This window comes from Nocardioides sp. JCM 18998 (genome assembly GCF_055391535.1).
Genome location: NZ_AP043886.1, coordinates 182429 through 204656, shown reverse-complemented (window position 1 = coordinate 204656; position 22228 = coordinate 182429). Strand labels below are relative to the sequence as shown.

The window sequence follows — 22228 nt, the reverse complement described above, 5'->3', positions numbered from 1 at the left end:
CTGTGAGTCCCTGGAGGTCCAATGGACGGCTACTACGCCTTCATGTTGGTGGCGACGGCCCTTGTCCTGGTGATGACCGTTCCCGCGCTGGCGCTGTTCTACGGCGGTATGACGCGGTCGAAGTCGGTCCTCAACATGATGATGATGTCGTTCGTCTCGTTCGGTATCGCGACGCTCGTGTTCGTCCTGTGGGGCTGGTCGGAGGGATGGGGTGGTGACGGGGTCGGCAACGGCAACGGCAAGCTGATCGCCAACCCGTTCCACATGTGGGGCCTTGACGGGGTCTCCTCGAGCAGCTTCATCGGTGTCCTGTTCCAGCTGACGTTCGCCGCGATCACCGTCGCGCTGATCAGCGGCGCGGTCGCCGACCGCGTCAAGCTCTCCGCCTGGGTCGTCTTCGTCCCGATCTGGCTGACGCTGTGCTACTTCCCGATCGCCCACAACGTGTGGGGTGGGGGCTGGCTCTCGAGCCACTGGATCGCCCAGGACTATGCCGGCGGCACGGTCGTCCACATCAACGCCGGTATCGCCGGCGGCGTCCTCGCCCTCGTCATCGGCAAGCGCATCGGCTGGCCGCGTGAGACCGGTCGCCCGCACAACCTGACCCTCACCATGATCGGCGCCGGGCTGCTCTGGTTCGGCTGGTACGGCTTCAACGTCGGCTCGATCGTCTTCGCTGCGGGCAACACCGAGAAGCAGAACGTCGCCCAGTTCATGAGCGAGACCGGCGTCACCTTCCTCAACACCACCGTCGCCACCGCCTCGGCCATGCTGGCCTGGCTGCTGGTGGAGCGCATCACCCACGGCAAGGCGACCTCGCTCGGTGCAGCCTCCGGCATCGTGGCCGGCCTGGTCGCGATCACCCCGGCCTGCGGTGCCGTCAGCCTGACCGGTGCGATCATCGTCGGCATCCTGGCCGGTGCCCTGTGCGCTCTCGCCGTCGGCCTGAAGTTCAAGCTCGGTCTCGACGACTCGCTCGATGTCGTCGGCGTCCACCTCGTCGGCGGCCTCGTCGGCACCCTCGCGATCGGCTTCCTGTCGACCTCGTCGGCGCCGGGCGGCATCGACGGCCTCTTCTACGGCGGCGGCCTCAGCTCGCTGGGCCACCAGCTCATCGCGGCCGTCTTCACCCTGGTGTGGACCGGTGTCCTGACCGCGATCCTCGCCCTGGCGATCAAGCACACGATCGGCTGGCGGGTCTCGGAGGAGGCCGAGGTCGACGGCATCGACGCCGACCAGCACGGTGAGTCCGCGTACGACCTCGCCCAGGCCAAGGGCCTGCTCGCGTGACCCTCGCCAGCGCACCTGTCAGTCCATCCGGGCATCATGGGATGCACCCACTCGTCGGAGGAGAGAAATGAAGCTCGTCACCGCAGTCATCAAGCCGCACAAGTGGGAGGACGTTCGCGTCGCCCTGGAGGCGATCGGCGTCACCGGCATGACCGTGTCCGAGGTCAGCGGCTACGGCCGCCAGAAGGGCCACACCGAGGTCTACCGCGGCGCAGAGTACGACGTCGCGCTGGTCCCGAAGATCCGTCTCGAGATCGCGATCTCGGAGGAGGAGGTCGAGGGCGTCATCACCGCGATCGAGCGGGCCGCCCGCACCGAGCGGATCGGCGACGGCAAGATCTGGGTCTCGCCGCTGGAGACGGTCCTGCGGGTCCGCACCGGCGAGCGCGACGACGCCGCGATCTGAGTCTGGTCACAGCATGACGGACACCGACCGCAGCCGGCGTACGGCGGAGGCAGACGAGATCTGCGCGAAGGCGTACGCCGCTGCGGGCGGTCCCGAGACGGGTGCGGCGCTGATCGCGGTCGGCGGCTACGGCCGGCGCGAGCTGGCGCCGTACTCCGACTGGGACGTCGTGCTCGTCCACGAGGCCGACGTCGATCTCGGCGAGACCGCCTCCGCGATCTGGTACCCGCTGTGGGACCAGGGCGCCAAGATCGACCACGCCGTGCGCTCCGTCCCGGAGATGCTGGCCACCGCTGAGGGCGACATCCGCGTCGCGCTCGGCCTGCTCGACCTGCGTCACCTCGCCGGTGACGCCAACCTCACCCTGCAGCTGCGGACCACGATGCTGGCGCACTGGCGCAAGCACGCCGTCGCCGGGCTGCCCGCGCTGCGCGAGCTGACGCAGAAGCGACACGAGCTGCTCGGCGAGCTGGCCCACGCGAGCGTCCCCGACCTCAAGGAGATGGCCGGCGGCCTGCGCGACGCCACCGTGCTCAACGCCGTCGTCGCCACCTGGATGGTCGACGTGTCGCAGGCCGACCTCGAGCGCTGCCGCAAGCAGCTGCTCGACATCCGCGACATCGTGCAGGAGATCTCGGGGCGCGCCAGCGACCGGATCGTGCCGGAGATGTGGGACGACCTGGCCGACCGGCTCGAGCTCGACGACGCCGCCGAGGCGCAGCGCTTCGTCCGCGAGATCGGCCGCCGCATCACCCACCTCTCGAACCTCTCCTGGAGACGGGTCGACGCCTATCTCACCCGCCGCCGCGTCGCCTCGCCCCGGACCCCGCAGCTCACCGCGCTCGCCCCGGGCGTGGCGCTCGCCTCCAACGAGGTCGTCCTGGACCGTACGGCGCGGCCCGATCGCGACCCGATGATCCTGCTGCGCGCGGCGGCCCATGCGGCCGAGCACGACGTGGTGCTCTCGCCGGCGACCGCAGCCCGACTCGCCCGCGACGTCGCCGCGCTGCCGGCGCCGTGGCCGGAGGAGGCGCGCCAGCTCTTCGTGCGCCTGCTCGCAGCGGGTGACGGACTCCTCGATGTGTGGGAGACCCTGGACGAGACCGGCGCGCTCCGCCGGATCCTGCCGGAGTGGGAGAAGGTCCGCCTGCTGCCGCACGCCTCCGTCATCCACCGCTTCACCGTCGACCGGCACTCCGTCGAGACGTGCATCGAGGCCGCCGCCCTGATCCGCTCCGTCGCCCGCCCCGACGTCCTGCTGGTCAGCGCGCTGCTGCACGACATCGGCAAGGGCTCCCTGGTCGAGCACTCCGTCGCCGGCGAGCCCGTCGCCCGCGCGATCGCCGAGCGGATGGGCTTCGACGCCCGCGGCGTCGAGCTGGTCGCCACGCTCGTCCGGTGGCACCTGCTGCTGGTCACCACCGCGACCACGCGGGATCCGGAGGATCCTGCCACCGTCGATGTGATCCTCGAGCACATCCCCGACGCGGAGACCCTCAGCCTGCTGACAGCGCTCACCGAGGCCGACGCCAAGGCGACCAGCCCCAAGGCGTGGACGTCGTGGCGAGCACGGCAGGTGCACGACCTGGCTCGCCGGGCGCAGCAACGGCTCGCGAGCGGGGGCGGCACCCAGCCGGCGGATCGCTTCGATCCGGTCCCCATCCCCGAGGAGGCCCGCCGCGGCGGCGTCTCGATCGTCGTCGACCCGCTGCCGGACGGCTCGCGGGTCACGGTGGTCGCGCCCGACCGGGTCGGCCTGCTCGCCGACATGGCTGCGACGTTCGGGCTCCAGCGGATCGCTGTCCGCTCGGCACGGGTGTGGCCCCAGGAGCCGTACGGCGTGACCGTCTGGGAGGTCGCCGAGCCCGCCCTGGACCCGAAGGTGCTGCGCGAGCGGTTCACCGCGGTGAGCGAGGGGCGGCTCGACCCGTCCACCCGGCTCAGGGCCGCCGCCTCCCGAGGCCTCGCGCCGGTCGTCGAGCTGCGTCCGGAGGCGGGCACCCACGCCACCGTGCTCGAGGTCCGCACCGACGACCGGCCCGGCGTCGTCTACCTCGTCACGGCGACGCTGGCCCGGCTCGGGATCACCGTGCGCAGTGCCCACGTCGACACCCTCGGACCCCAGGCCGTCGACGTCTTCTACCTGCAGGAGGCCTCGGCCGGAGCGCTCGGCGACGAGCGTGCCGCGAGCGCCGCGGGAGCGGTCAGGGCGGCGCTGGCGGGGGAGTAGTGGTCTGCGCCCGTTAGGCTTGCGCCCGACGATCCACCTGCTTGAGAAGGACCTGATGTTCGCCACCCTCTCCGACCGGCTCGCCGACACCTTCAAGAACCTGCGGGGGAAGGGCCGGCTGAGCGAGGCCGACATCGACGCCACGGCGCGCGAGATCCGGATCGCGCTGCTCGAGGCCGACGTCGCGCTGCCGGTGGTGCGCGAGTTCGTCGCCAAGGTCAAGGACCGCGCCCGCGGCGCCGAGGTGAGCCAGGCACTCAACCCGGCCCAGCAGGTCGTCAAGATCGTCAACGAGGAGCTCGTCGCGATCCTCGGCGGCGAGACCCGCCGCCTGCGGTACGCGAAGTCCGGCCCGACCGTGATCATGCTGGCCGGCCTCCAGGGCGCCGGCAAGACCACGCTCGCGGCCAAGCTCGCCCTCTGGCTCAAGGAGCAGGGCAAGTCCCCGCTGCTCGTCGCCTGCGACCTCCAGCGCCCCAACGCCGTCAACCAGCTCCAGGTCAACGGCGAGCGCGTCGGCGTTCCGGTCTACGCCCCTGAGCCGGGGAACGGCACCGGCAACCCGGTCCAGGTCGCCCAGGACTCCATCGAGGAGGCCAAGCGCAAGCTGCACGACGTCGTCATCGTCGACACCGCCGGCCGCCTCGGCATCGACCAGGAGCTGATGCAGCAGGCCGCGGACATCCGCGACGCGGTCAACCCCGACGAGGTCCTCTTCGTCGTCGACGCGATGATCGGCCAGGACGCGGTCAGCACTGCTCAGGCCTTCCTCGACGGCGTCGGGTACGACGGCGTCGTCCTGACCAAGCTCGACGGCGACGCCCGCGGTGGCGCGGCGCTCTCCATCGTCAGCCTCACCGGCAAGCCGGTCATCTTCGCCTCCAACGGCGAGAAGATGACGGACTTCGACCTGTTCCACCCCGACCGGATGGCCTCGCGCATCCTCGACATGGGCGACGTCATGACGCTCATCGAGCAGGCCGAGAAGGCGTTCGACGCCGAGGAGTCGGCCCGTGCGGCGGAGAAGCTCGCCGGTGGCGACTTCACCCTCGACGACTTCCTCAAGCAGATGCAGCAGATCCGCAAGCTCGGCTCGATGTCGAAGCTGATGGGGATGCTGCCTGGCATGGGCCAGTTCCGCGACCAGCTCGCGAACTTCGACGACCGCGAGATCGACCGGATCCAGGCGATCATCCAGTCGATGACCCCGGCCGAGCGGGCCAACCCGAAGATCATCGACGGCTCCCGCCGCGCCCGCATCGCGAAGGGCTCGGGCCGCCAGGTCTCCGATGTCAACCAGCTCGTCGATCGGTTCACCGAGGCCCGCAAGATGATGCAGCAGCTCGCCAACGGCGGCGGGATGCCGGGCATGCCCGGGATGCCGGGCGCCGGCTTCGGCAAGCGCTCCGGTGCGAAGCAGGCGCCGCAGGCCAAGAAGGGCAAGGGTGCCCGCAAGTCCGGCAACCCGGCCAAGGCCGCGCAGGAGGCGAAGGCGGCCGCTGCCGCCGAGGCCGCCAAGCCGAAGCCGAACCCGTTCGCCCAGCCGGGTGCCGAGGAGATCGACTACGAGTCCGCGGCCGCCCAGCTCAACCTCCCGGGCGACTTCTCCAAGTTCCTCAAGTAACCCGAAGCCACCGCGATGGCGAATCCGTCATCCAGCGTCCTGATCGTCGACGCCGCCAACGTCGTGGGCGCCCGCCCCGACGGCTGGTGGAAGGACCGCGCCGGTGCCGCGATCCGGCTCTACGACGAGATCTGCGCAGCGGACCTCGCGTACGACACGATCGTGCTCGTCCTCGAGGGCGAGGCGAAGAAGGGCGTGCCGGCCGTCCGGTCGCGTGGTCTCCGGGTCGTGCACGCGGCCAAGGACGGCGACTCCACGATCGTCGCCGAGGCCCGAGCAGCCGCGGCGAGAGGCCAGCGGGTCACGGTCGCCACGGCGGATCGGGCGCTGCAGGCCAACGTCGCTGCCGTCGCGACGACGCTGAGCCCGGGTCGGCTGATCGACCAGCTCTGAGGTCCCGGGCGGGCATTGACGTGATCCACGTCACGTCCCTACGTTGGCGGGTGAACGCGTTCTTCCTTTTTCTCGGGCAAAGGAGACACCCGTGTTACCTCGCATCCCCCTGTCCAGGAAGGCGACAGCGGCAACAGCCGCCGGCGTCCTCGCCCTGGGCCTCTTCGCCGCGGGACCCGCGGCGGCTCAGCCGTCCGGCCATGGCCACCACCAAGCCCATCACGCCGACGCGCGCAAGCATCATCACGGTCACCACGGATCCAGCAGGCCGGCCTACAAGAACCCCCGGCTCCCCGTCGCGAAGCGGGTCGCCGACCTGCTCTCGCGGATGACGCTGGCCGAGAAGATCGGCCAGATGACCCAGGCCGAGCGCCTGGATCTCAGCGATCCCACCAAGGTCGCCACCTGGAACCTCGGCAGCGTCCTGTCGGGCGGCGGCTCGGTCCCCACGCCGAACACGCCGACCGCGTTCGCCGACATGGTCGACACCTTCCAGAAGGCGGCGATGAGCACCCGCCTCGCGATCCCGATCCTGTACGGCATCGACGCGGTGCACGGTGACGGCAACATCGGCGGGTCCACCGTCTTCCCGCACAACATCGGCCTCGGCGCGACCCGTGACCCGCAGCTGGTCGAGAAGGTCGAGCACATCACCGCGATGGAGACCCGCGCCTCGGGCCCGCAGTGGGCGTTCGCGCCCTGCCTGTGCGTGGCCCGGGACGACCGTTGGGGACGGACGTACGAGTCCTTCGGCGAGTCGCCCAAGCTGGTGGAGTCGATGGAGACCGCGATCGACGGATTCCAGGGCCACAAGATCGGCGATCTGTCGCACAACGACCGGGTGCTGGCCACGGCCAAGCACTTCGCCGGCGACGGGTTGACCACCTACGACGCCTCCAAGGCCGGCACGGGTGCGTACCCGATCGACCAGGGCGTGGACCAGGTCTCCAAGGCCGACTTCGCGAAGCTCGCCCTGGCGCCGTACGTCGACGCGATCCATCGCCACGGTGTCCAGTCCGTGATGCCGTCCTTCTCCAGCGTCGACTACACCAACGACGGGCTCGGTAACCCGGTCAAGATGTCGGCGAACAAGCAGCTCATCACCGGCTGGCTCAAGCAGCAGCAGCGGTTCAAGGGCCTGGTCGTCTCCGACTGGCAGGCGATCCGCCAGCTGCCCGGGACCTACAGCGACCAGGTCGCCGCGGGCGTCAACGCGGGTATCGACATGTTCATGGAGCCCTACTCCGGCAGCACCACCGGTGCACCCGAGTTCGAGGCCGCGCTGACCTCCCTGGTCACCTCCGGCACCGTGTCGATGCACCGGATCAACGACGCGGTCTCCCGCATCCTGAGGGTGAAGTTCGAGCTCGGGCTCTTCGAGCACCCCTACACCGACCGCACCAACCTCAGCACCGTCGGCAACGCGGCGCACCACGCGGTCGCGCGAACGGCGGCGGCCGAGTCGCAGGTCCTGCTCAAGAACAGCGCCCGCACGCTGCCGATCAAGCCGGGTGCCCACCCGGTGTACGTGGCCGGCAGCAACGCCAACAGCATGGGCAACCAGGCCGGCGGCTGGACGCTGACCTGGCAGGGCGGCTCCACCAACGTCGTCCCGGGCACCACCATCCTGGACGGGATCAAGTCCGACGCGGGCACCAGCGCAGTGACCTACAGCGCCGACGCCTCCACCCCGGTCCCGGCCGGTGCGGACGGCATCGTCGTGGTCGGCGAGACGCCGTACGCCGAGGGCTTCGGCGATGTCGGGGGCCCGCAGTGGGGCTTCGACCCCGCCGACAACGGTGTGCTGCGCCAGCCGCAGACCATGACCCTCTCGACCGCCGACACCCAGGCGATCAAGACGGTCTGCGCCGCCGCCGCGACCTGCACCGTCGTGGTGATCTCCGGGCGTCCGTTGATCATCCCGCCGGACGTGCTGTCGATGACCGACGCGCTCGTCGCCGGCTGGCTGCCGGGCAGTGAGGGGATCGGCGTGGCCGACGACCTCTTCGGCCTGCACCGCTACACCGGCAAGCTGCCGGTCACCTGGCCGAAGACGCTCGCCCAGGAGCCGATCAACGTCGGAGACAAGCACTACGACCCGCTCTATCCGTACGGGTTCGGGTTGACGACTCGGTAACGGAGCCCAGGCGGGCGCGCTGTCTCTGCGACGGTGCGCTCGTCTCGGCCCGGGCGCGGTGCGTCCGCCAGCCGGTACGCCGAGGGGACACGCCAGACGATGGCTTGCGTCGTGGTCACGACGTGCGTCGTCTGGCGAGCGAGCCCCTCGGCGCGACCGTCTGTCGGCCGGCCCGCGCGTGTGTCGTTCCAGGGGTGCCGTTGCGCTCGCATGTCCTTGCTCGCTCGCCTAGGTTGCTGGGGTGACGGTGATGAGGTTTCACGGGCCGGTGCTTCCCGACGGAGACGTCCGCGACGTCTACGTCGTCGACGGGCGGATCACCTTCGAGCCCCAGGCCGGCGCCGAGCTCGGCGCGCGGGGGTGGATCGTGCCGGGGCTGGTCGACGCGCACTGTCACCTCGGGCTGGGGGAGGACGGGGCGATCAGCGTCGAGGAGACGGAGGAGACGGCCCTCGAGGACCGCGACGCCGGCGCGCTGCTGATCCGTGACTGCGGCTCGCCGATCGACACCACCTGGATCCAGCAGCGCGACGACATGCCGCGGCTGGTCCGGATGGGCCGCCACATCGCCCGTACCCGCCGCTACATGCGGGGCTACGCCGACGAGGTCGAGCCGGCCGGGCTCGCCGAGGCGGTCGCCCGTGAGGCCGAGCGGGGCGACGGCTGGGTGAAGCTGGTCGGCGACTGGATCTCGCGCGAGGAGGGAGATCTGTGCCCCTCGTTCTCGGTCGACGACTTCGCCGAGGCGATCAAGGTCGCCCACAATCACGGAGCCAAGGTGACGGCGCACTGCTTCGGCGCCGACGTGCTGCCCGGCCTGATCGAGCACGGCATCGACTGCATCGAGCACGCTACCGGTCTCACCCCCGACCTCATCGGGCTGGTAGCGGAGAAATCGATCGCGATCGTTCCGACCGTGATGCAGACCGAGAAGTTCCCGATCTTCGCCGACCAGGCGGGCGGCAAGTTCCCCGCATACGCCTCGACGATGACCGAGCTCTACGCGCGACGGCGCGAGACGATCATGACCGCGTACGAGGCCGGGGTGCCGATGTACGCCGGCTCCGACGGCGGCGGCGAGCGGCGCCACGGCAACCTGGCCGGCGAGATCCGGGCGATGGCCGCGATGGGCCTGCCGGCCGAGTACGCACTCGCCGCGGCCTCGTGGGAGGCCCGCTCGTGGCTCGGCTTCGCCGGCATCGAGGAGGGCGCCTCGGCGGACTTCGTCGTCTACGACGCCGACCCCCGTACCGACCTCGAGACTCTGGAGCGTCCGGCCGCGGTCGTCCTGCGCGGCACGGTCGTGGCCGGGAGTACGGCCTGATTCGGCGTACGCCCGCGAGGTCTGGCAGACTTGCCCGCTGAGTCCTGTGCGCTCGGGACCCTCTCACCCGGCGCGTCAGGTTTCATCGAGGATCCGAGACCGGTGTTCCCCACCTGGCGACGGCGCCTCACCCATTCACGATTTTCAAGGAGACACCACAACCGTGGCCGTCAAGATTCGTCTGAAGCGCCTGGGCAAGATCCGGGTCCCGCAGTACCGCATCGTCGTCGTCGACTCGCGCACCAAGCGCGACGGTCGCGTCATCGAGGAGATCGGCGTCTACCGCCCGAAGGAGGAGCCCTCCTTCATCTCGGTCGTGTCCGACCGTGCGCAGCACTGGCTCTCCGTCGGCGCCCAGCCGTCCGAGGCCGTCGAGGCGATCCTCAAGGTGACCGGCGACTGGCAGAAGTTCAAGGGCCTTCCGGGCGCCGAGGGCACCCTGCGTCACGCCGCCCCGAAGCCGGACAAGCTCGAGGTCTTCAACAAGGCCCTCGCCGAGGCGCACGCGGCTCCGGCCGTCGAGGCCATCTCGAAGAAGGCCAAGAAGGCTGAGAAGGTCGAGGAGGCTCCGGCCGAGGAGACCGCGACCGAGGCTCCCGCCGAGGCTGCTGCCGACGCTGAGGCCGAGGCCTGAGCATGCTCGCTGAGGCGCTCGAGCACCTCGTACGAGGTGTCGTCGACCACCCCGACGACGTCGTCGTCCGCGACAAGCAGATGCGACGTGGTTCGATCCTCGAGGTCCGGGTCAACCCGGAGGACCTCGGCAAGGTGATCGGCCGCAACGGCCGCACGGCGACCGCCTTCCGTACCGTCGTCAGCGCACTTGCCGGCAAGGCCGGGGCGCGCGTCGACTTCGTGGATGTCGATCGTCGCCGCTGACCGTCGGGCCAGCACGAGCACTGCCTGAACGGGCGTCACCCCTGGTGGGGTGACGCCCGTTCTGCTTCCCTGGGGGCATGGATGATCAGGTGGATGCGCACGAGCAGCCGCTGGCTGCCTACCTGATCGAGCAGGTCGGGGCCGCCACCGAGCACCTCGACGAGGTCCCCGAGGAGCGGGCCATCCACCAGACCCGCGTCGCGCTGCGCCGGGTGCGCAGCTCGCTGCGCGTCTTCGGCGACCTGCTGACCCTCAGCGACGAGGAGAACGAGGCGGTCGACACCGAGCTGCGATGGCTCGCCGGGGTGCTCGGCGAGGTCCGCGACCGACAGGTGCAACGCTCCCGCTTCGTGGCCGTGCTGGCCGTGCTGCCGCCCGAGGACGTCTCGGATGAGAGCGTCCTGCGGGTGGCCACCCTGATCGAGCAGACCCTCCTCGGCGAGGAGCGGATCGCGGCCAGGCGCGTCGAGGAGATGCTGACCACCGAGCGCTACCGGGCCATCCGCACCCAGCTCGAGGCCTGGCGGGTGCGGCCGCCCGTCGTGACGGCCGACTCGACCAAGGCCCGCCACCGTGAGGTGCGCAAGGCCGCGAAGGCCGCCGCCAAGAAGGCGGAGAAGCGTCTGGCCGCGGCGGTCGACGGCACCGACGACGAGGAGCTGCACCGCGCCCGCAAGGCCTCCAAGCGGGCCCGCTACGCCGCCGAGGTGCTGCGACCGCTCAGCCGCGGCGAGGACCAGCGCGCCCACTACAAGGGGATGCAGGAGGTGCTCGGCGACTTCCAGGATGCGGTCGTGGCGCAGGGGACGATCCGCCGGCTCGCGGACACGATCGACGACGCCGAGTGCGCGTTCGTCCTCGGTCTGCTCTATGCCCAGGCCCGCGAGCAGGCAGCCGAGCGTCGCCACCAGGCCCGCACCCTGCTGCGCTGAGGTCGACCGGAATGGGCCGACCCGCAGCCGCTGCGGAACAATGGCCCGCGTGGAGTCCATCGAAGTCCTGATCGGTCGCATCGGCAAGCCTCACGGCATCCGCGGTCACGTCACCATCGACGTCCGTACCGACGAGCCCGAGCGGCGCTTCGCCGACGGTGCGAAGCTGCGCGCCGTCCCGCCGAAGGGCTCCGCCCTCACGCTCGACGCCCTGACCATCGAGGGCACCCGATGGCACCAGGGCGTGCTGCACGTCCTCTTCGAGGAGGTCCCGGACCGCAACGCCGCCGAGACCGTCCGCGGCGTGCTGCTCTACGCCGACATCGCCGCCGACGAGAGTCCCGAGGACCCGGACGAGTTCTACGACCACCAGCTGATCGGGCTCCAGGTGTTCGACACCGAGGGCGCGCTGCGGGGCGAGGTCACCGGGCTGCTGCACGGCGGCGCCCAGGACCTGCTGCAGATCAAGACCCCGACCCGCCGTGACGTGCTCGTGCCGTTCGTCAGCGCACTTGTGACGGAGGTCGACCTGGATGCCCGCAAGGTGGTCGTGGCCGACCGCCCCGGCCTGCTCGACCCGTCGGTGCTGGACGACGAGCCCCGGGACAGCGCCGACTGATGCGGCTCGACTACCTCACGATCTTCCCGGACTACCTCGCGCCGCTGCAGCTCTCGCTGCCGGGCAAGGCGATCGCGTCCGGGCTGCTCGACATCCAGGTACACGACCTGCGGAACTGGGCGAGGGACAAGCACCGGACGGTCGACGACACTCCGTACGGCGGTGGCGCCGGAATGGTGATGAAGCCCGGGCCGTACGGCGAGGCCTTCGACGAGCTCGGCCTCGACGAGGCCACGACGGTGATCGTGACGACCCCGAGCGGTGAACCGTTCACCCAGGCGCTCGCACGCGAGCTGTCCGGCCGTGCGCGGCTGATGTTCCTGGTCGGTCGCTACGAGGGCATCGACCAGCGGGTGATCGACCACGCCCGCACCCGGGCCGAGGTCCGCGAGATCAGCCTCGGCGACTACGTCCTCAACGGGGGCGAGGTCGCGGCGCTGGCGATCACCGAGGCCGTGGTGCGGCTGCTGCCGGGCTTCATGGGCAACGCCGAGTCGCTGCTCGAGGAGTCGCACGAGGACGGGCTGCTGGAGTACCCCGTCTACACCAAGCCCCAGGAGTGGCGCGGCCACGAGGTCCCGGCGGTGCTCCTGTCCGGCGACCACGGCAAGGTCGCCGCCTGGCGCCACCAGCAGCAGCTCGAGCGCACGGCCGCCCGCCGACCGGACCTCCTGCACGCCAGCAGCGCGGCCACCGAGTGGACGATCGAGCGGGCCTCGCGTGCCGACGCCGGCGAGCTGCTGACGCTGATGCGGGCGTGCTGGACCGAGGTCGCGATCGAGGAGGGGTCGCTCGACATCCCTGCCCTGCATGAGTCGTACGAGACGGTCCTGGAGAACGTCACGGCGTGGGACACCTACGTGGTGCGCAGCGGCGGGCGATTGGTCGGCTCGGTCCGTGGCCGGCTCGGTCCCGGGCCCGGCGGCACGGGGGAGTGGTGGGACGTCGGCCGCCTCTGCGTCGCGCCCGACCTGCAGGGACGCGGTCTGGGCCGGGTGCTGCTCGAGCACATCGAGCGGGTGGCCCCGGCATCGGCGACGGCGTACTGGCTCTTCACCGGCGCGCACGCCGTGCGCAACCAGCGGCTGTACAAGAAGGCGGGCTACCGGCTGCGCCCGGACATCGACCCGCCGCCGCACGCGGTGGTGATGACCAAGAAGGTCCGCCGCGGCGACTGATTTCCGCTGGTGAGGCGCCTGTGGCAGACTCGACTCTCGGTCTACGTCGGCCGAAGGATCGCTCCGGAGAACACGCGCGGAGGATCTGCGACGGGCTTCTGCCACAGGGGGAGCCTGACGCCGCCGGCCACGCGACGCGGACCATTCCTATCTGAAGATCCGAACACCCGCGGCCGACCTGTGGCATCCGTGAGGAGCAACCATGAGCAACCACCTGATTGCCGACCTCGGCAACGCCAACAAGCGCACGGACCTGCCCGACTTCAAGGCCGGCGACACCGTCAAGGTCCACGTCAAGGTCATCGAGGGCAGCCGCTCCCGTGTCCAGGTCTTCCAGGGCGTCGTGATCGGTCTGCAGGGTTCGGGCATCGGCCGTACCTTCACCGTTCGCAAGGTCTCCTTCTCCGTCGGCGTCGAGCGAACCTTCCCGCTGCACTCCCCGATCTTCGAGCAGATCGAGGTCGTCAGCCGCGGTGACGTCCGTCGCGCCAAGCTCTACTACCTGCGCAACCTGCGCGGTAAGAAGGCGAAGATCAAGGAGCGCCGCGAGGCGTGATCCTCGGCGTCTGATCGGCGGAGCGAAGCGACGCCCGATCGGACAAAGCCGAGGCGTGATCGGTGCCGTAAGGCTCGATCTTCACCGAGGAGCCTCTAGGCTCTGCGCGTGACTTCCGAAGACCGCGATCTCTCCATCTTCCTCGATGAGGAACCGGAGGGGTCGCGGTCTTCTGCTTCTCCCGAGGACGACGCCGGGGACGGCGGCGGGGGCGGCGGCCAGGGCGGCAAGCACAGCGGACGCAAGGGTCGCGGGCTGCCGGTGTGGCAGGAGTCGATCCTCCTGCTCGTGCTCGCGGTGGTCATCGCGATCGTGATCAAGTCGTTCTTCGTCCAGGCCTTCTACATCCCCTCAGCGTCGATGGAGCCGGGGCTGCAGGGCGGCCAGGGCGTCTCGGTCGACGACCGGGTGCTGGTCGAGAAGCCGTCGTACTGGGGCGGCGGCACGCCGCAGCGCGGCGACATCGTGGTCTTCTCCGACCCGGGCGGCTGGCTGACCGGCGAGGAGGACACCCAAGCCAGTGGCGTGGTCTCCAAGCTGCTCTCGCGCGTCGGCCTCGTCCCGACCGGCGGTCACCTGGTGAAGCGGGTGATCGGCGTCGCAGGCGACACGATCGCGGTCAACAAGTCGGGCCAGATCACCGTCAACGGCCACGCGCTCGACGAGTCCTCGTACGCACGTCCCGCGGACCACGCCTGTGGCACCTCCGACCCGGGCACCTGCTACGGCCCCATGCCCAACGTGAAGCACTGGTCGGCCGGCCCCGTGCCCGCCGGCTACCTCTTCGTGATGGGCGACAACCGCAACAACTCGGCAGACTCCAGCTATCACCTGTGCACCACCGCGGAGACCGACTGCTCGGACTCGCCGTGGGTGCCGGTCGACGACGTCGTCGGCAAGGTGGTCTCGCTGGTCTGGCCGATGGGCCGGGCGCACATCATCCACCGCCCGGCGGACTTCGAGGACGTTCCGGCGCCGTGAGCGTGGCCCCCAGCCTCCGGCACGAGCGCACCCTGCTCAAGTCGATGCAGGGTGAGGGACCCGTGCTGCTCGCCTGCGCCGACGAGGTCGGACGCGGTGCGCTCTCCGGCCCGGTCAGCATCGGCATGGTGGTGATCTCGCTGTCCACCAGGACGGCGCCGCAGGGGGTACGTGACTCGAAGCTGCTCTCGCCCGAGATGCGCGAGCGGCTCGCTCCCAAGGTGCGGCGCTGGGCGATCTCGCACGCCGTGGGCCACGCGAGCCCGGCCGAGATCGATGCCTACGGGATCATGGCGGCGATGCGCCTGGCCGGACATCGCGCCCTGGCCGCGCTGGACGTGGTGCCGCACGCGCTGTTGCTCGACGGCAACCACGACTACCTCAGCGAACCCGAGCAGGACGCCCTCTTCGGCGGTCCCGAGGAGATCACCGCGCTGCGCACGAGCGGCGTACGGGTGCCGCCGGTGACCACGATGATCAAGGCCGACATGAAGTGCGCCGGCGTCGCGGCCGCATCGATCCTCGCGAAGACGACCCGCGACGCGATGATGACGGAGCTGCACGAGGAGTTCCCGGCGTACCTGTGGGCGGAGAACAAGGGCTATTCGGCGCCGGCCCACATCGCCGCGCTCGCCGCTCACGGCCCCTCCGTCCACCACCGTCGCTCGTGGAGCCTCCCCGGCCTCGGCGTGGCTGTGGGGGAGACCCTAGGATCGGCCTCATGAGCGCGGAGGACCTCGAGCGGTACGAGACAGAGATGGAGCTGACCCTCTACCGGGAGTACCGCGATGTGGTCGGCATCTTCAAGTACGTCGTCGAGACCGACCGGCGCTTCTACCTGTGCAACCAGGTGGACGTGAAGGCGCGCACCGAGCAGGGCGACGTCTTCTTCGAGGTCTCGATGAGCGACGCGTGGGTGTGGGACATGTACCGGCCCGCCCGCTTCGCGAAGAACGTCAAGGTGCTGACCTTCAAGGACGTCAACGTCGAGGAGCTCAGCCCCTCGGAGCTGGACCTGCCGAAGGATTGATAGCCCGAAAGGACTAGTCGTGCGGCACGCATTCCGGTGCCGCACCTGCTCGCTGCGATTTACCATCGGTCCAGACGAGCGCGCTGCGCTCAGGGCTCAGGGGGCGAGGAGCGAGCGATGGCGAAGGTGCGCGCGGAGCGTGGTGCCGCTGCCGTCGAGTTCGCGCTGATCCTCCCGATCCTGCTCGTGCTGGTGTTCGGGATCATCGCGTACGCGTACATGTTCAGCTTCCGCCAGGCGCTCTCCCAGGCGGCTGCCGAGGGCGCGCGCGCCGCGGTGGGCGCCTCCACGACCGGGTGCAGCAGCACGCCGGCCGCCTCCTGGAACGTCGCCGGCTGCGCACCCGGCACGGCCGCGGCCGCGGCCATCAGCAGCGACGTGCAGCAGTACGTCAACCGCGGCACCCGGCTGGCCTGCGGCGCGGGCAGCCTGACCTGCACCATCACCAAGTCGGCCTCGTGCGCCTCCGGCCACACCTGCGTCTCGGTCACGGTCAGCTATCCGTACCGGGACAACTCGCTGCTCCCGACGGTGCCGGGCTTCGGCTTCACCCTCCCGTCGAACCTGTCCTTCACCTCCGTGGTCCAGGTGAGCTGATGCTCGCGGCGCTGCATCGCCGGCTCCGCGACCGGCTCCGCGATAGGCGCCGCTGGCAGGAGCGTGGCGCGGCCGCGCTGGTGATGGCGCTGATCACCTGCTTCGTCGTCATCCCGCTCGGCGCCCTCGCGGTCGACATCGGCATGCAGCGGGTCGCTCGCAGCGACATGCAGGCTCTCGCCGACACGGTCGCTCTCGACATGGCCTCTGCGCTCGCCGCCAATGACCCCGCGAACCAACCGGTGACGGACGCCGCCGCAACGGCGGATGCCCGCCGCAACAGCGGTGCCGTGGGCCATGACCAGAGCATCCACGTCTTCCAGGGGTACGTGCCCGGGAGCCTGCCGTCGAACCAGGCTCGAGGCTGTGGCGGCTCCCCGTACGACTCGACCTACTTCCAGAATCCGGCGACGTCCGGGCACGTCGCGAACGCGGTGCTGGTGACCGCTTCCGCCACGGTCGACTTCGGGCTCGCGAAGGCACTGCCTGGCGGAGGAATCAGCTCGGGCGGCGCGTGCCGCTCGTCGGTCGCGAGTGCGGTGCCCAGTGCATGCCTCAAGGTCGGGTCGTTCGCAGCCCGGCTCAACTCGAGCAACTCGGCGCTCTTGACGCCGCTGCTCAACAACACGGTCGGTGGCAGCGGTCTGGGCATCACCGCGGCCGGATACCAGGGCCTCGCCGGCGCCAACATCGGGCTCGCGGAGCTCGCCACCCAGCTCGGTGTCGGATCCGTCGAGCAGCTGGCGACGACCGCCGTGAGCATCGCGAACCTCGCGCTGGCCGAGGCAGCCATCCTCAGCCGCAACGGTGACGCCGCCGACGCCGCGGTACTCAACGCGATCGCGGCCAAGGTGGGCGCGCTCGGCACCGTCAGTCTGGGTAGCCTCGTGGCGATCGCCGGCGGCGGTGCATCGGCTGCGGCGGCCACCATCAGCGCGCTCGACCTCATCGGCGGATCACTGTTCCTGGCGAACGGCACGAACCTTCTGAGCGTCCCCGCGCTGGCCACCAGCCTGGGGCTGACCGGCACGAGCCTGACCTCGACGGTGAAGCTGATCGAGGGCCTCCAGATGGCCTGCGGACACGTCAACACAACCGTCGCCCAGACGAGTCAGGCCGACGTGAGCATCGTCGGCAATCTGGCCAGCATCGCCACCCCGTCCGCCCTGAGCGGGCTGAGTCTCACCGCCTCGGCGCCGACGAGTGTGGCGATCCATCTCGCCTCGGCGACGGGGACCCTGACGAAGATCGTCTGTGGCGCCGGTACCTCAGCGAACCCCGAGGGCATCGACGTCAGTGTCCACGCCGACACCGCGACCGTCGCCGTCTCGCAGAAGATCAATGTCAGCGGGAGCATCTCGGCCGGTGGTCTCCTCGGCGGTCTGCTTGGAGGCTTGCTCGGCAACATCGTCGAGATCGACGTCAGCGGCAGCGTGACGGTCGGCGCGAGCCTCGGGCCCAACGGCTCTACCACGCCGATGAGCTTCCGCATCCCGAACGATCCGACGTCGTACGGCACCGCGAAGAGCACCGGCAATGGCGGTCTCGGTGCGGCGTCGCTCACCACGAGTGCCAACACCGACTCCTTGGTCGTGACGGCCAAGGTGCCGTTGCTCAACCTGCTGGGCATCCCGATCGGGCTGACGACCGTGACACTCGACGCCACCCAACTCGCGTCGATCCTCAACAACGTGACGACGACGCTCACCTCCAGCGTCGTCAACCCGCTCGTGAGCAGCCTCATGTCGGGGCTGGTCACGCCACTGGCCCAGCTGCTCGGTCTGACGCTCGGCGGGGCGGACGTCTACGCCGTCCCGCGACCGACGTGCGCCAACGGCCAGCTGATCGGCTGACGAGACCGGTACGAAACAGGCCGCCTGCCATCCACAGGAAGACCGATAGGGCCACTCCTCCACAGGGCCCGACCCGCCCGTCGCGCAGGTGCGGCCCGTCGATCGATGCTGGGTCTCCGATCTCGGACGGAGGCAGGCATGACGACGACGGCGGCGAGCAGGCAGGCGATGGGACGCTACGGCGAGGACGTGGCCGAGCGTCACCTCCGCGAGCAGGGAATGGTGGTCCTCGACCGCAACTGGCGCGGCGCGGCCGGCGAGGTCGATCTCGTCCTGCGTGACGGCACCACGCTGGTGATCTGCGAGGTGAAGACCCGCTACGACGACGCCTGCGGCACGCCGCACGAGGCGATCACACCGGCCAAGCTCGGTCGCCTCAAGCAGCTGGCCGCCGAGTGGATCCACGAGCACGGCGTGCTGCCGCCGGCGACCCGCATCGATCTGGTCGCCGTGCATCGCCCACGACGCGGCGCCGCCCGCGTCGAGCACGTGCGAGGACTGTGCTGATGGCGGTCGCCACCGCCCGCTGCCTCGCTCTGAGCGGGGCTGTCGGGCATCTCGTCGACGTCCAGGCCGACGTCTCGCCGGGCCAGATCGGCACCACGTTGGTCGGCCGGGTCGACTCGGCGCTCAACGAGGGCCGCGACCGGGTCCGGATGGCGATCGAGAACTCGCAGCTCACCTGGCCGGGCACCACCAAGCGCGTGACAGTGCTGCTGGCCCCGGCCGACCTGCCCAAGTCGGGTGCCCACTTCGACCTGGCCATCGCGGTCGCGATCCTCGCGGCCACCGGCGAGATCGACCCCCGGACCCTGGAGGCGACCGCCTTCATCGGCGAGCTCGCCCTCGACGGCGGGCTGCGCTCGGTGCACGGCGTCCTGCCGATGGTTCTCGCCGCCTCCAAGCGCGGCATCCGCTGCGTCTTCGTCCCCGAGCCGCAAGCTCGCGAGGCCTCGATGGTGCCCGGCATGACCGTCCTCGGGCTGCGCTCGCTGACGCAGGTGGTCGCCGCTCTCACCGACGCCGAGATGCCCGAGGCCCCTCCCGTCCCGCCCCTCTCGGGTGGCCGCTTCCTCGCCTGGCGAGGAGCCGAGCGGCTCGAGGAGGTGGACATGGCGGACCTGGTCGGTCTGGAGGACGCCAAGTACGCCGTCGAGGTAGCGGCCGCCGGTGGGCATCACATGCTCCTGGACGGACCCAAGGGCTGCGGGAAGACCTCGATCGCGGAGCGGATCCCAAGCATCATGCCCGACCTGACGACCTCCGAGTCGGTCGAGCTGACAGCGATCCGCTCGCTCGCGGGTGCGCTCGATCCGGCGCTCGGCATGGCGGTCCGACCTCCCTTCTCCGCACCCCACCACGACGCCAGCAAGGCCTCCGTGGTCGGCGGCGGTAGCGGCCGGGTGCGCCCCGGACTGATCAGCCTCGCCCACGGCGGTGTGCTCTTCATGGACGAGTTCCCGTTCTTCCGCACCGATGTCATCGAGGCGCTCCGTGAGCCACTCGAGAACGGCGACATCACCGTCGCGCGTGGAGAGGAGGCGGTGACGATGCCTGCCCGCAGCATGGTGGTCCTCGCCGCCAACCCGTGTGCCTGCGGCAACAGCATCGGTGGGAAGCGCGCCGACTGCACCTGCACGCCCGTGCAGCGGCGCGACTACGAGCTGCGCATGCGAGGCCCGATCGCCGACCGGATCGACGTGGTCCGCCACCTCCGAGCCGCCCTCTTCACCTACGACCCCCTAACGCAGCAGGAGAGCAGCACGGTGATCCGCGAGCGCGTCACCCGGGCCCGGGCACGGCAGGCGCACCGCTACGCCGAGGTCGACTGGCGGCTCAACGGCCAGGCACCCAGCGCCGCGCTGCGCGAGCGATGGCCGATGACGCGCGAGGCGCAGGCCCTCGTCGACGCTGAGATCGGGCAGGGTCGGCTGTCCCGGCGCGGGGCGGTCAAGGTGCATCGGCTCGCCTGGACGATCGCCGACCTGGGCGGTGTGCCGATCCCGGGGGACGACGAGGCCCGCGTCGCGCTGGCCCTGCGCCAGGGCCACCCGCTGCCCACCGCGATCGTCGCGGAGCGGGCCGGATGAGGGCCCCGGACGCGGAGCGGGTCGCACGGCTCGCCCTCAGTCAGATCTTCGAGCCGGGTGACTTCCGCATCGTCGGCCTGACCGCGCAGCTCGGCGGCGTGCGCCTCGTGGAGATGCTGCGCACCGGCGAGCACAACCTCCCGCAGGTGGACGTCGCGGCCCGACTCGCCGGGATCGACCCCGTCCAACAGCTCGAGACCGGACAGCGCCGGGGGATGCGCTACGTCGTCCCCGGCGACGACGAGTGGCCCCGGCAGCTGGATCCGCTCGACGAGGTCGCGCCGCTCTACGAGCGCACCGGCGCGCCGGTCGGCCTGTGGGTCCGCGGCCCGCTCTCCCTCGACAGCCTGGCGAAGTCGGTCGCCATCGTCGGCGCACGCGCCGCGACCACGTACGGCGCCGAGGTCGCCTCGGACATCGCCGCCCACGTGGGACGCGCGGGGTTCACCGTCGTCTCCGGTGGCGCCTACGGCATCGACATCGCCGCACACCGAGGCGCACTCGCCAGTGGCACGCCGACGATGTGCATGGTGGCCTGCGGAGCCGACCGGATCTACCCGCCCAGTCACCGCCGACTCTTCGAGATCCTCGCCCGAGACGGGGCGATCGTCTCCGAGCAGGCGCCCGGCGCCTCGCCCACTCGGTTGCGCTTCCTCAGCCGCAACCGGCTGATCGCCGGCGCCGCGCTCGGCACCGTGATCGTCGAGGCCAGCCGGCGCAGCGGCGCTCGGAACACCGCGACCTGGACCACCCGGCTCAGTCGTCCGCTCATGGGCGTGCCCGGGCCGGTGACCAGCGGCGCCTCCGAGGGCGTGCACCGGCTGCTCCGCTCCGGGGAGGCGACGGTGGTCACCTGCGGCGAGGAGGTCCTCGAGATGGTGGGAGCGATGGGGGAGTACCTCGTCAACGACGAGCCCGCACCCAGCCTGCCCCGCGACGAGATCACCCTGCGTGAGCAGCAGGTCCTCGATGCGATGCCCGGGGGCGCGAGCGCGCCGATCGACGTCATCGCGCTCTCCTGCGGGATCAGCATCATCGCCGTGGAGGCCGCCCTGCGGGTGATGCAGAGCCGTGGCCTGGTGGTGCTGGCCGGAGACGGCTGGCGACTCACCCCCGTCGCCCTCCGAGGCAGCAGGGGGATGGCTTCCTAAGATCGGGGTGTGACGGATGAGGTGAGCGACGAGCAGGCGCTGCCGGAGGCGTACGCCCGCGTGCTGGCCGACTACGAGCGCCATCTCGTCGCCGAGCGCGACCTCACCCCCCACTCCGTGCGCGCCTACCTCGGCGACATCGAGGGACTCCTCGACCACGCCACCCGACTCCAGGTCACCGACGTCGACCGGATCGACCTGCGCACCCTGCGCAGCTGGCTGGCCAAGCAGCAGACCATGGGACGCAGCCGCACCACGATCGCCCGCCGAGCGACAGCGGCGCGGGTCTTCACCGCCTGGCTCGCCCGTACGGGCCGCGCCGAGACCGACGCCGGCGCCGCCCTGCGCTCGCCCAAGGCACATCGCACCCTCCCCGCCGTGCTCCGTGCCGACGAGGCCGAGGCGCTCCTGACGGCGACGGTCGAGGCGGCCGCCGAGGACCAGGGGCCGCTCGGGCTGCGAGACGTTGCGCTTCTCGAGCTGCTCTACGCCACCGGCATCCGCGTCGGCGAGCTCGTCGGCCTCGACGTCGACGACGTCGATCGGCAGCGCAACGTCGTGCGCGTCCTCGGCAAGGGCCGCAAGGAGCGGACCGTGCCGTTCGGCCGGCCCGCCGCCGACGCGCTCGACCGCTGGCTCGCGGCGGGACGCCCGCAGATCGTGCGTGCAGGGTCGGGCCCGGCCCTTTTCCTCGGGGCTCGCGGTGGGCGGATGGATCAGCGCGCGGTGCGCACGCTCGTGCACAAGAGCGCAGCCGCGGTCCCGGGCGCACCCGATCTCGCGCCGCACGGTCTGCGGCACACCGCGGCGACGCATCTCCTCGAGGGCGGAGCGGACCTGCGCTCGGTGCAGGAGCTGCTCGGCCACGCCTCCCTGGCCACGACGCAGCTCTACACCCACGTCAGCACCGACCGACTGCGCCGCGCCTACCAGCAGGCGCATCCCCGCGCCTGACGCC

The 22228-nt window shown here is 70.8% G+C and carries 22 protein-coding genes; all 22 read left to right on the top strand.

Features of this window, described 5'->3' with window-relative positions; all coding sequences use genetic code 11:
* Positions 1 to 21: 21 nt before the first annotated feature.
* The 22 genes from ACZ5L9_RS00975 to ACZ5L9_RS00870 all read left to right on the top strand — a co-directional run bounded on the left by ACZ5L9_RS00975 (position 22) and on the right by ACZ5L9_RS00870 (position 22224).
* Positions 22 to 1290, top strand: a complete 1269-nt coding sequence (locus ACZ5L9_RS00975) for an ammonium transporter (protein ID WP_464532535.1) — start codon at positions 22 to 24, stop codon at positions 1288 to 1290.
* A gap of 67 nt (positions 1291 to 1357) precedes the next feature.
* Positions 1358 to 1696 carry a P-II family nitrogen regulator gene (locus ACZ5L9_RS00970; RefSeq protein WP_464532532.1) on the top strand — a complete coding sequence of 113 codons (339 nt, stop codon included), beginning with the start codon at positions 1358 to 1360 and terminating at the stop codon, positions 1694 to 1696.
* A 13-nt stretch (positions 1697 to 1709) separates the two neighbouring features.
* Complete coding sequence (locus ACZ5L9_RS00965; RefSeq protein ID WP_464532529.1) at positions 1710 to 3926, top strand: [protein-PII] uridylyltransferase; 2217 nt, start codon at positions 1710 to 1712, stop codon at positions 3924 to 3926.
* A 55-nt stretch (positions 3927 to 3981) separates the two neighbouring features.
* A complete protein-coding gene (gene ffh / locus ACZ5L9_RS00960) occupies positions 3982 to 5550 on the top strand; it encodes a signal recognition particle protein (RefSeq protein ID WP_464532526.1) in 1569 nt (522 codons plus the stop codon).
* A 15-nt stretch (positions 5551 to 5565) separates the two neighbouring features.
* Positions 5566 to 5943: a hypothetical protein gene (locus tag ACZ5L9_RS00955; protein ID WP_464532523.1), complete on the top strand. Its 378-nt coding sequence runs from the start codon at positions 5566 to 5568 to the stop codon at positions 5941 to 5943.
* Between the two features lie 91 nt (positions 5944 to 6034).
* Complete coding sequence (locus tag ACZ5L9_RS00950; RefSeq protein ID WP_464532520.1) at positions 6035 to 8080, top strand: glycoside hydrolase family 3 protein; 2046 nt, start codon at positions 6035 to 6037, stop codon at positions 8078 to 8080.
* Positions 8081 to 8348: 268 nt separating this feature from the next.
* On the top strand, positions 8349 to 9404 hold the full coding sequence (locus ACZ5L9_RS00945; RefSeq protein ID WP_464532517.1) for an amidohydrolase family protein: 1056 nt from the start codon (positions 8349 to 8351) through the stop codon (positions 9402 to 9404).
* 163 nt (positions 9405 to 9567) lie between these two features.
* The gene (gene rpsP, locus ACZ5L9_RS00940; protein WP_464532515.1) at positions 9568 to 10038 is read left to right on the top strand and encodes a 30S ribosomal protein S16; all 471 of its coding nucleotides are present in this window, start codon (positions 9568 to 9570) and stop codon (positions 10036 to 10038) included.
* 2 nt (positions 10039 to 10040) lie between these two features.
* Positions 10041 to 10283 (top strand): RNA-binding protein, encoded by a 243-nt coding sequence (locus ACZ5L9_RS00935; RefSeq protein WP_464532513.1) that lies wholly within the window; start codon positions 10041 to 10043, stop codon positions 10281 to 10283.
* Between the two features lie 77 nt (positions 10284 to 10360).
* The gene (locus tag ACZ5L9_RS00930) at positions 10361 to 11215 is read left to right on the top strand and encodes a CHAD domain-containing protein (RefSeq protein ID WP_464532510.1); all 855 of its coding nucleotides are present in this window, start codon (positions 10361 to 10363) and stop codon (positions 11213 to 11215) included.
* A gap of 40 nt (positions 11216 to 11255) precedes the next feature.
* Positions 11256 to 11834, top strand: coding sequence for a ribosome maturation factor RimM (gene rimM / locus ACZ5L9_RS00925; RefSeq protein ID WP_464532507.1), 579 nt, complete (start codon positions 11256 to 11258; stop codon positions 11832 to 11834).
* Complete coding sequence (gene trmD, locus ACZ5L9_RS00920; RefSeq protein ID WP_464532503.1) at positions 11834 to 13012, top strand: tRNA (guanosine(37)-N1)-methyltransferase TrmD; 1179 nt, start codon at positions 11834 to 11836, stop codon at positions 13010 to 13012. Before rimM ends, trmD begins: the two co-directional genes overlap by 1 nt.
* Positions 13013 to 13214: 202 nt before the next feature.
* Positions 13215 to 13568 (top strand): 50S ribosomal protein L19, encoded by a 354-nt coding sequence (gene rplS / locus ACZ5L9_RS00915; protein WP_464532499.1) that lies wholly within the window; start codon positions 13215 to 13217, stop codon positions 13566 to 13568.
* Between the two features lie 108 nt (positions 13569 to 13676).
* Positions 13677 to 14549: a signal peptidase I gene (gene lepB / locus ACZ5L9_RS00910; protein WP_464532496.1), complete on the top strand. Its 873-nt coding sequence runs from the start codon at positions 13677 to 13679 to the stop codon at positions 14547 to 14549.
* Positions 14546 to 15274, top strand: a complete 729-nt coding sequence (locus ACZ5L9_RS00905; protein WP_464532494.1) for a ribonuclease HII — start codon at positions 14546 to 14548, stop codon at positions 15272 to 15274. The genes lepB and ACZ5L9_RS00905 overlap by 4 nt, the downstream gene beginning before the upstream one ends.
* A complete protein-coding gene (locus tag ACZ5L9_RS00900; RefSeq protein ID WP_225286816.1) occupies positions 15271 to 15579 on the top strand; it encodes a DUF2469 domain-containing protein in 309 nt (102 codons plus the stop codon). Before ACZ5L9_RS00905 ends, ACZ5L9_RS00900 begins: the two co-directional genes overlap by 4 nt.
* A 117-nt stretch (positions 15580 to 15696) precedes the next feature.
* Entirely contained in the window at positions 15697 to 16176 is a 480-nt protein-coding gene (locus ACZ5L9_RS00895) for a TadE/TadG family type IV pilus assembly protein (protein WP_464532492.1), read from the top strand.
* Positions 16176 to 18029, top strand: a complete 1854-nt coding sequence (locus tag ACZ5L9_RS00890) for a pilus assembly protein TadG-related protein (RefSeq protein ID WP_464532490.1) — start codon at positions 16176 to 16178, stop codon at positions 18027 to 18029. The genes ACZ5L9_RS00895 and ACZ5L9_RS00890 overlap by 1 nt, the downstream gene beginning before the upstream one ends.
* Before the next feature lie 138 nt (positions 18030 to 18167).
* Positions 18168 to 18536: a YraN family protein gene (locus tag ACZ5L9_RS00885; RefSeq protein ID WP_464532488.1), complete on the top strand. Its 369-nt coding sequence runs from the start codon at positions 18168 to 18170 to the stop codon at positions 18534 to 18536.
* A complete protein-coding gene (locus tag ACZ5L9_RS00880; protein WP_464532486.1) occupies positions 18536 to 20119 on the top strand; it encodes a YifB family Mg chelatase-like AAA ATPase in 1584 nt (527 codons plus the stop codon). Before ACZ5L9_RS00885 ends, ACZ5L9_RS00880 begins: the two co-directional genes overlap by 1 nt.
* Complete coding sequence (dprA, locus tag ACZ5L9_RS00875; protein WP_464532483.1) at positions 20116 to 21270, top strand: DNA-processing protein DprA; 1155 nt, start codon at positions 20116 to 20118, stop codon at positions 21268 to 21270. The genes ACZ5L9_RS00880 and dprA overlap by 4 nt, the downstream gene beginning before the upstream one ends.
* Before the next feature lie 9 nt (positions 21271 to 21279).
* Positions 21280 to 22224: a tyrosine recombinase XerC gene (locus ACZ5L9_RS00870; protein WP_464532481.1), complete on the top strand. Its 945-nt coding sequence runs from the start codon at positions 21280 to 21282 to the stop codon at positions 22222 to 22224.
* The last annotated feature ends 4 nt before the right edge of the window (positions 22225 to 22228 follow it).

What these genes read in the sequence shown, in the direction of transcription:
- ACZ5L9_RS00975 (WP_464532535.1), top strand. Translation starts at nt 22, where the DNA reads ATGGACGGCTACTACGCCTTCATGTTGGTGGCGACGGCCCTTGTCCTG.
- ACZ5L9_RS00970 (WP_464532532.1), top strand. Translation starts at nt 1,358, where the DNA reads ATGAAGCTCGTCACCGCAGTCATCAAGCCGCACAAGTGGGAGGACGTT.
- ACZ5L9_RS00965 (WP_464532529.1), top strand. Translation starts at nt 1,710, where the DNA reads ATGACGGACACCGACCGCAGCCGGCGTACGGCGGAGGCAGACGAGATC.
- ffh (WP_464532526.1), top strand. Translation starts at nt 3,982, where the DNA reads ATGTTCGCCACCCTCTCCGACCGGCTCGCCGACACCTTCAAGAACCTG.
- ACZ5L9_RS00955 (WP_464532523.1), top strand. Translation starts at nt 5,566, where the DNA reads ATGGCGAATCCGTCATCCAGCGTCCTGATCGTCGACGCCGCCAACGTC.
- ACZ5L9_RS00935 (WP_464532513.1), top strand. Translation starts at nt 10,041, where the DNA reads ATGCTCGCTGAGGCGCTCGAGCACCTCGTACGAGGTGTCGTCGACCAC.
- ACZ5L9_RS00930 (WP_464532510.1), top strand. Translation starts at nt 10,361, where the DNA reads ATGGATGATCAGGTGGATGCGCACGAGCAGCCGCTGGCTGCCTACCTG.
- rimM (WP_464532507.1), top strand. Translation starts at nt 11,256, where the DNA reads ATGGCCCGCGTGGAGTCCATCGAAGTCCTGATCGGTCGCATCGGCAAG.
- trmD (WP_464532503.1), top strand. Translation starts at nt 11,834, where the DNA reads ATGCGGCTCGACTACCTCACGATCTTCCCGGACTACCTCGCGCCGCTG.
- rplS (WP_464532499.1), top strand. Translation starts at nt 13,215, where the DNA reads ATGAGCAACCACCTGATTGCCGACCTCGGCAACGCCAACAAGCGCACG.
- ACZ5L9_RS00900 (WP_225286816.1), top strand. Translation starts at nt 15,271, where the DNA reads ATGAGCGCGGAGGACCTCGAGCGGTACGAGACAGAGATGGAGCTGACC.
- ACZ5L9_RS00895 (WP_464532492.1), top strand. Translation starts at nt 15,697, where the DNA reads ATGGCGAAGGTGCGCGCGGAGCGTGGTGCCGCTGCCGTCGAGTTCGCG.
- ACZ5L9_RS00890 (WP_464532490.1), top strand. Translation starts at nt 16,176, where the DNA reads ATGCTCGCGGCGCTGCATCGCCGGCTCCGCGACCGGCTCCGCGATAGG.
- ACZ5L9_RS00885 (WP_464532488.1), top strand. Translation starts at nt 18,168, where the DNA reads ATGACGACGACGGCGGCGAGCAGGCAGGCGATGGGACGCTACGGCGAG.
- ACZ5L9_RS00880 (WP_464532486.1), top strand. Translation starts at nt 18,536, where the DNA reads ATGGCGGTCGCCACCGCCCGCTGCCTCGCTCTGAGCGGGGCTGTCGGG.
- dprA (WP_464532483.1), top strand. Translation starts at nt 20,116, where the DNA reads ATGAGGGCCCCGGACGCGGAGCGGGTCGCACGGCTCGCCCTCAGTCAG.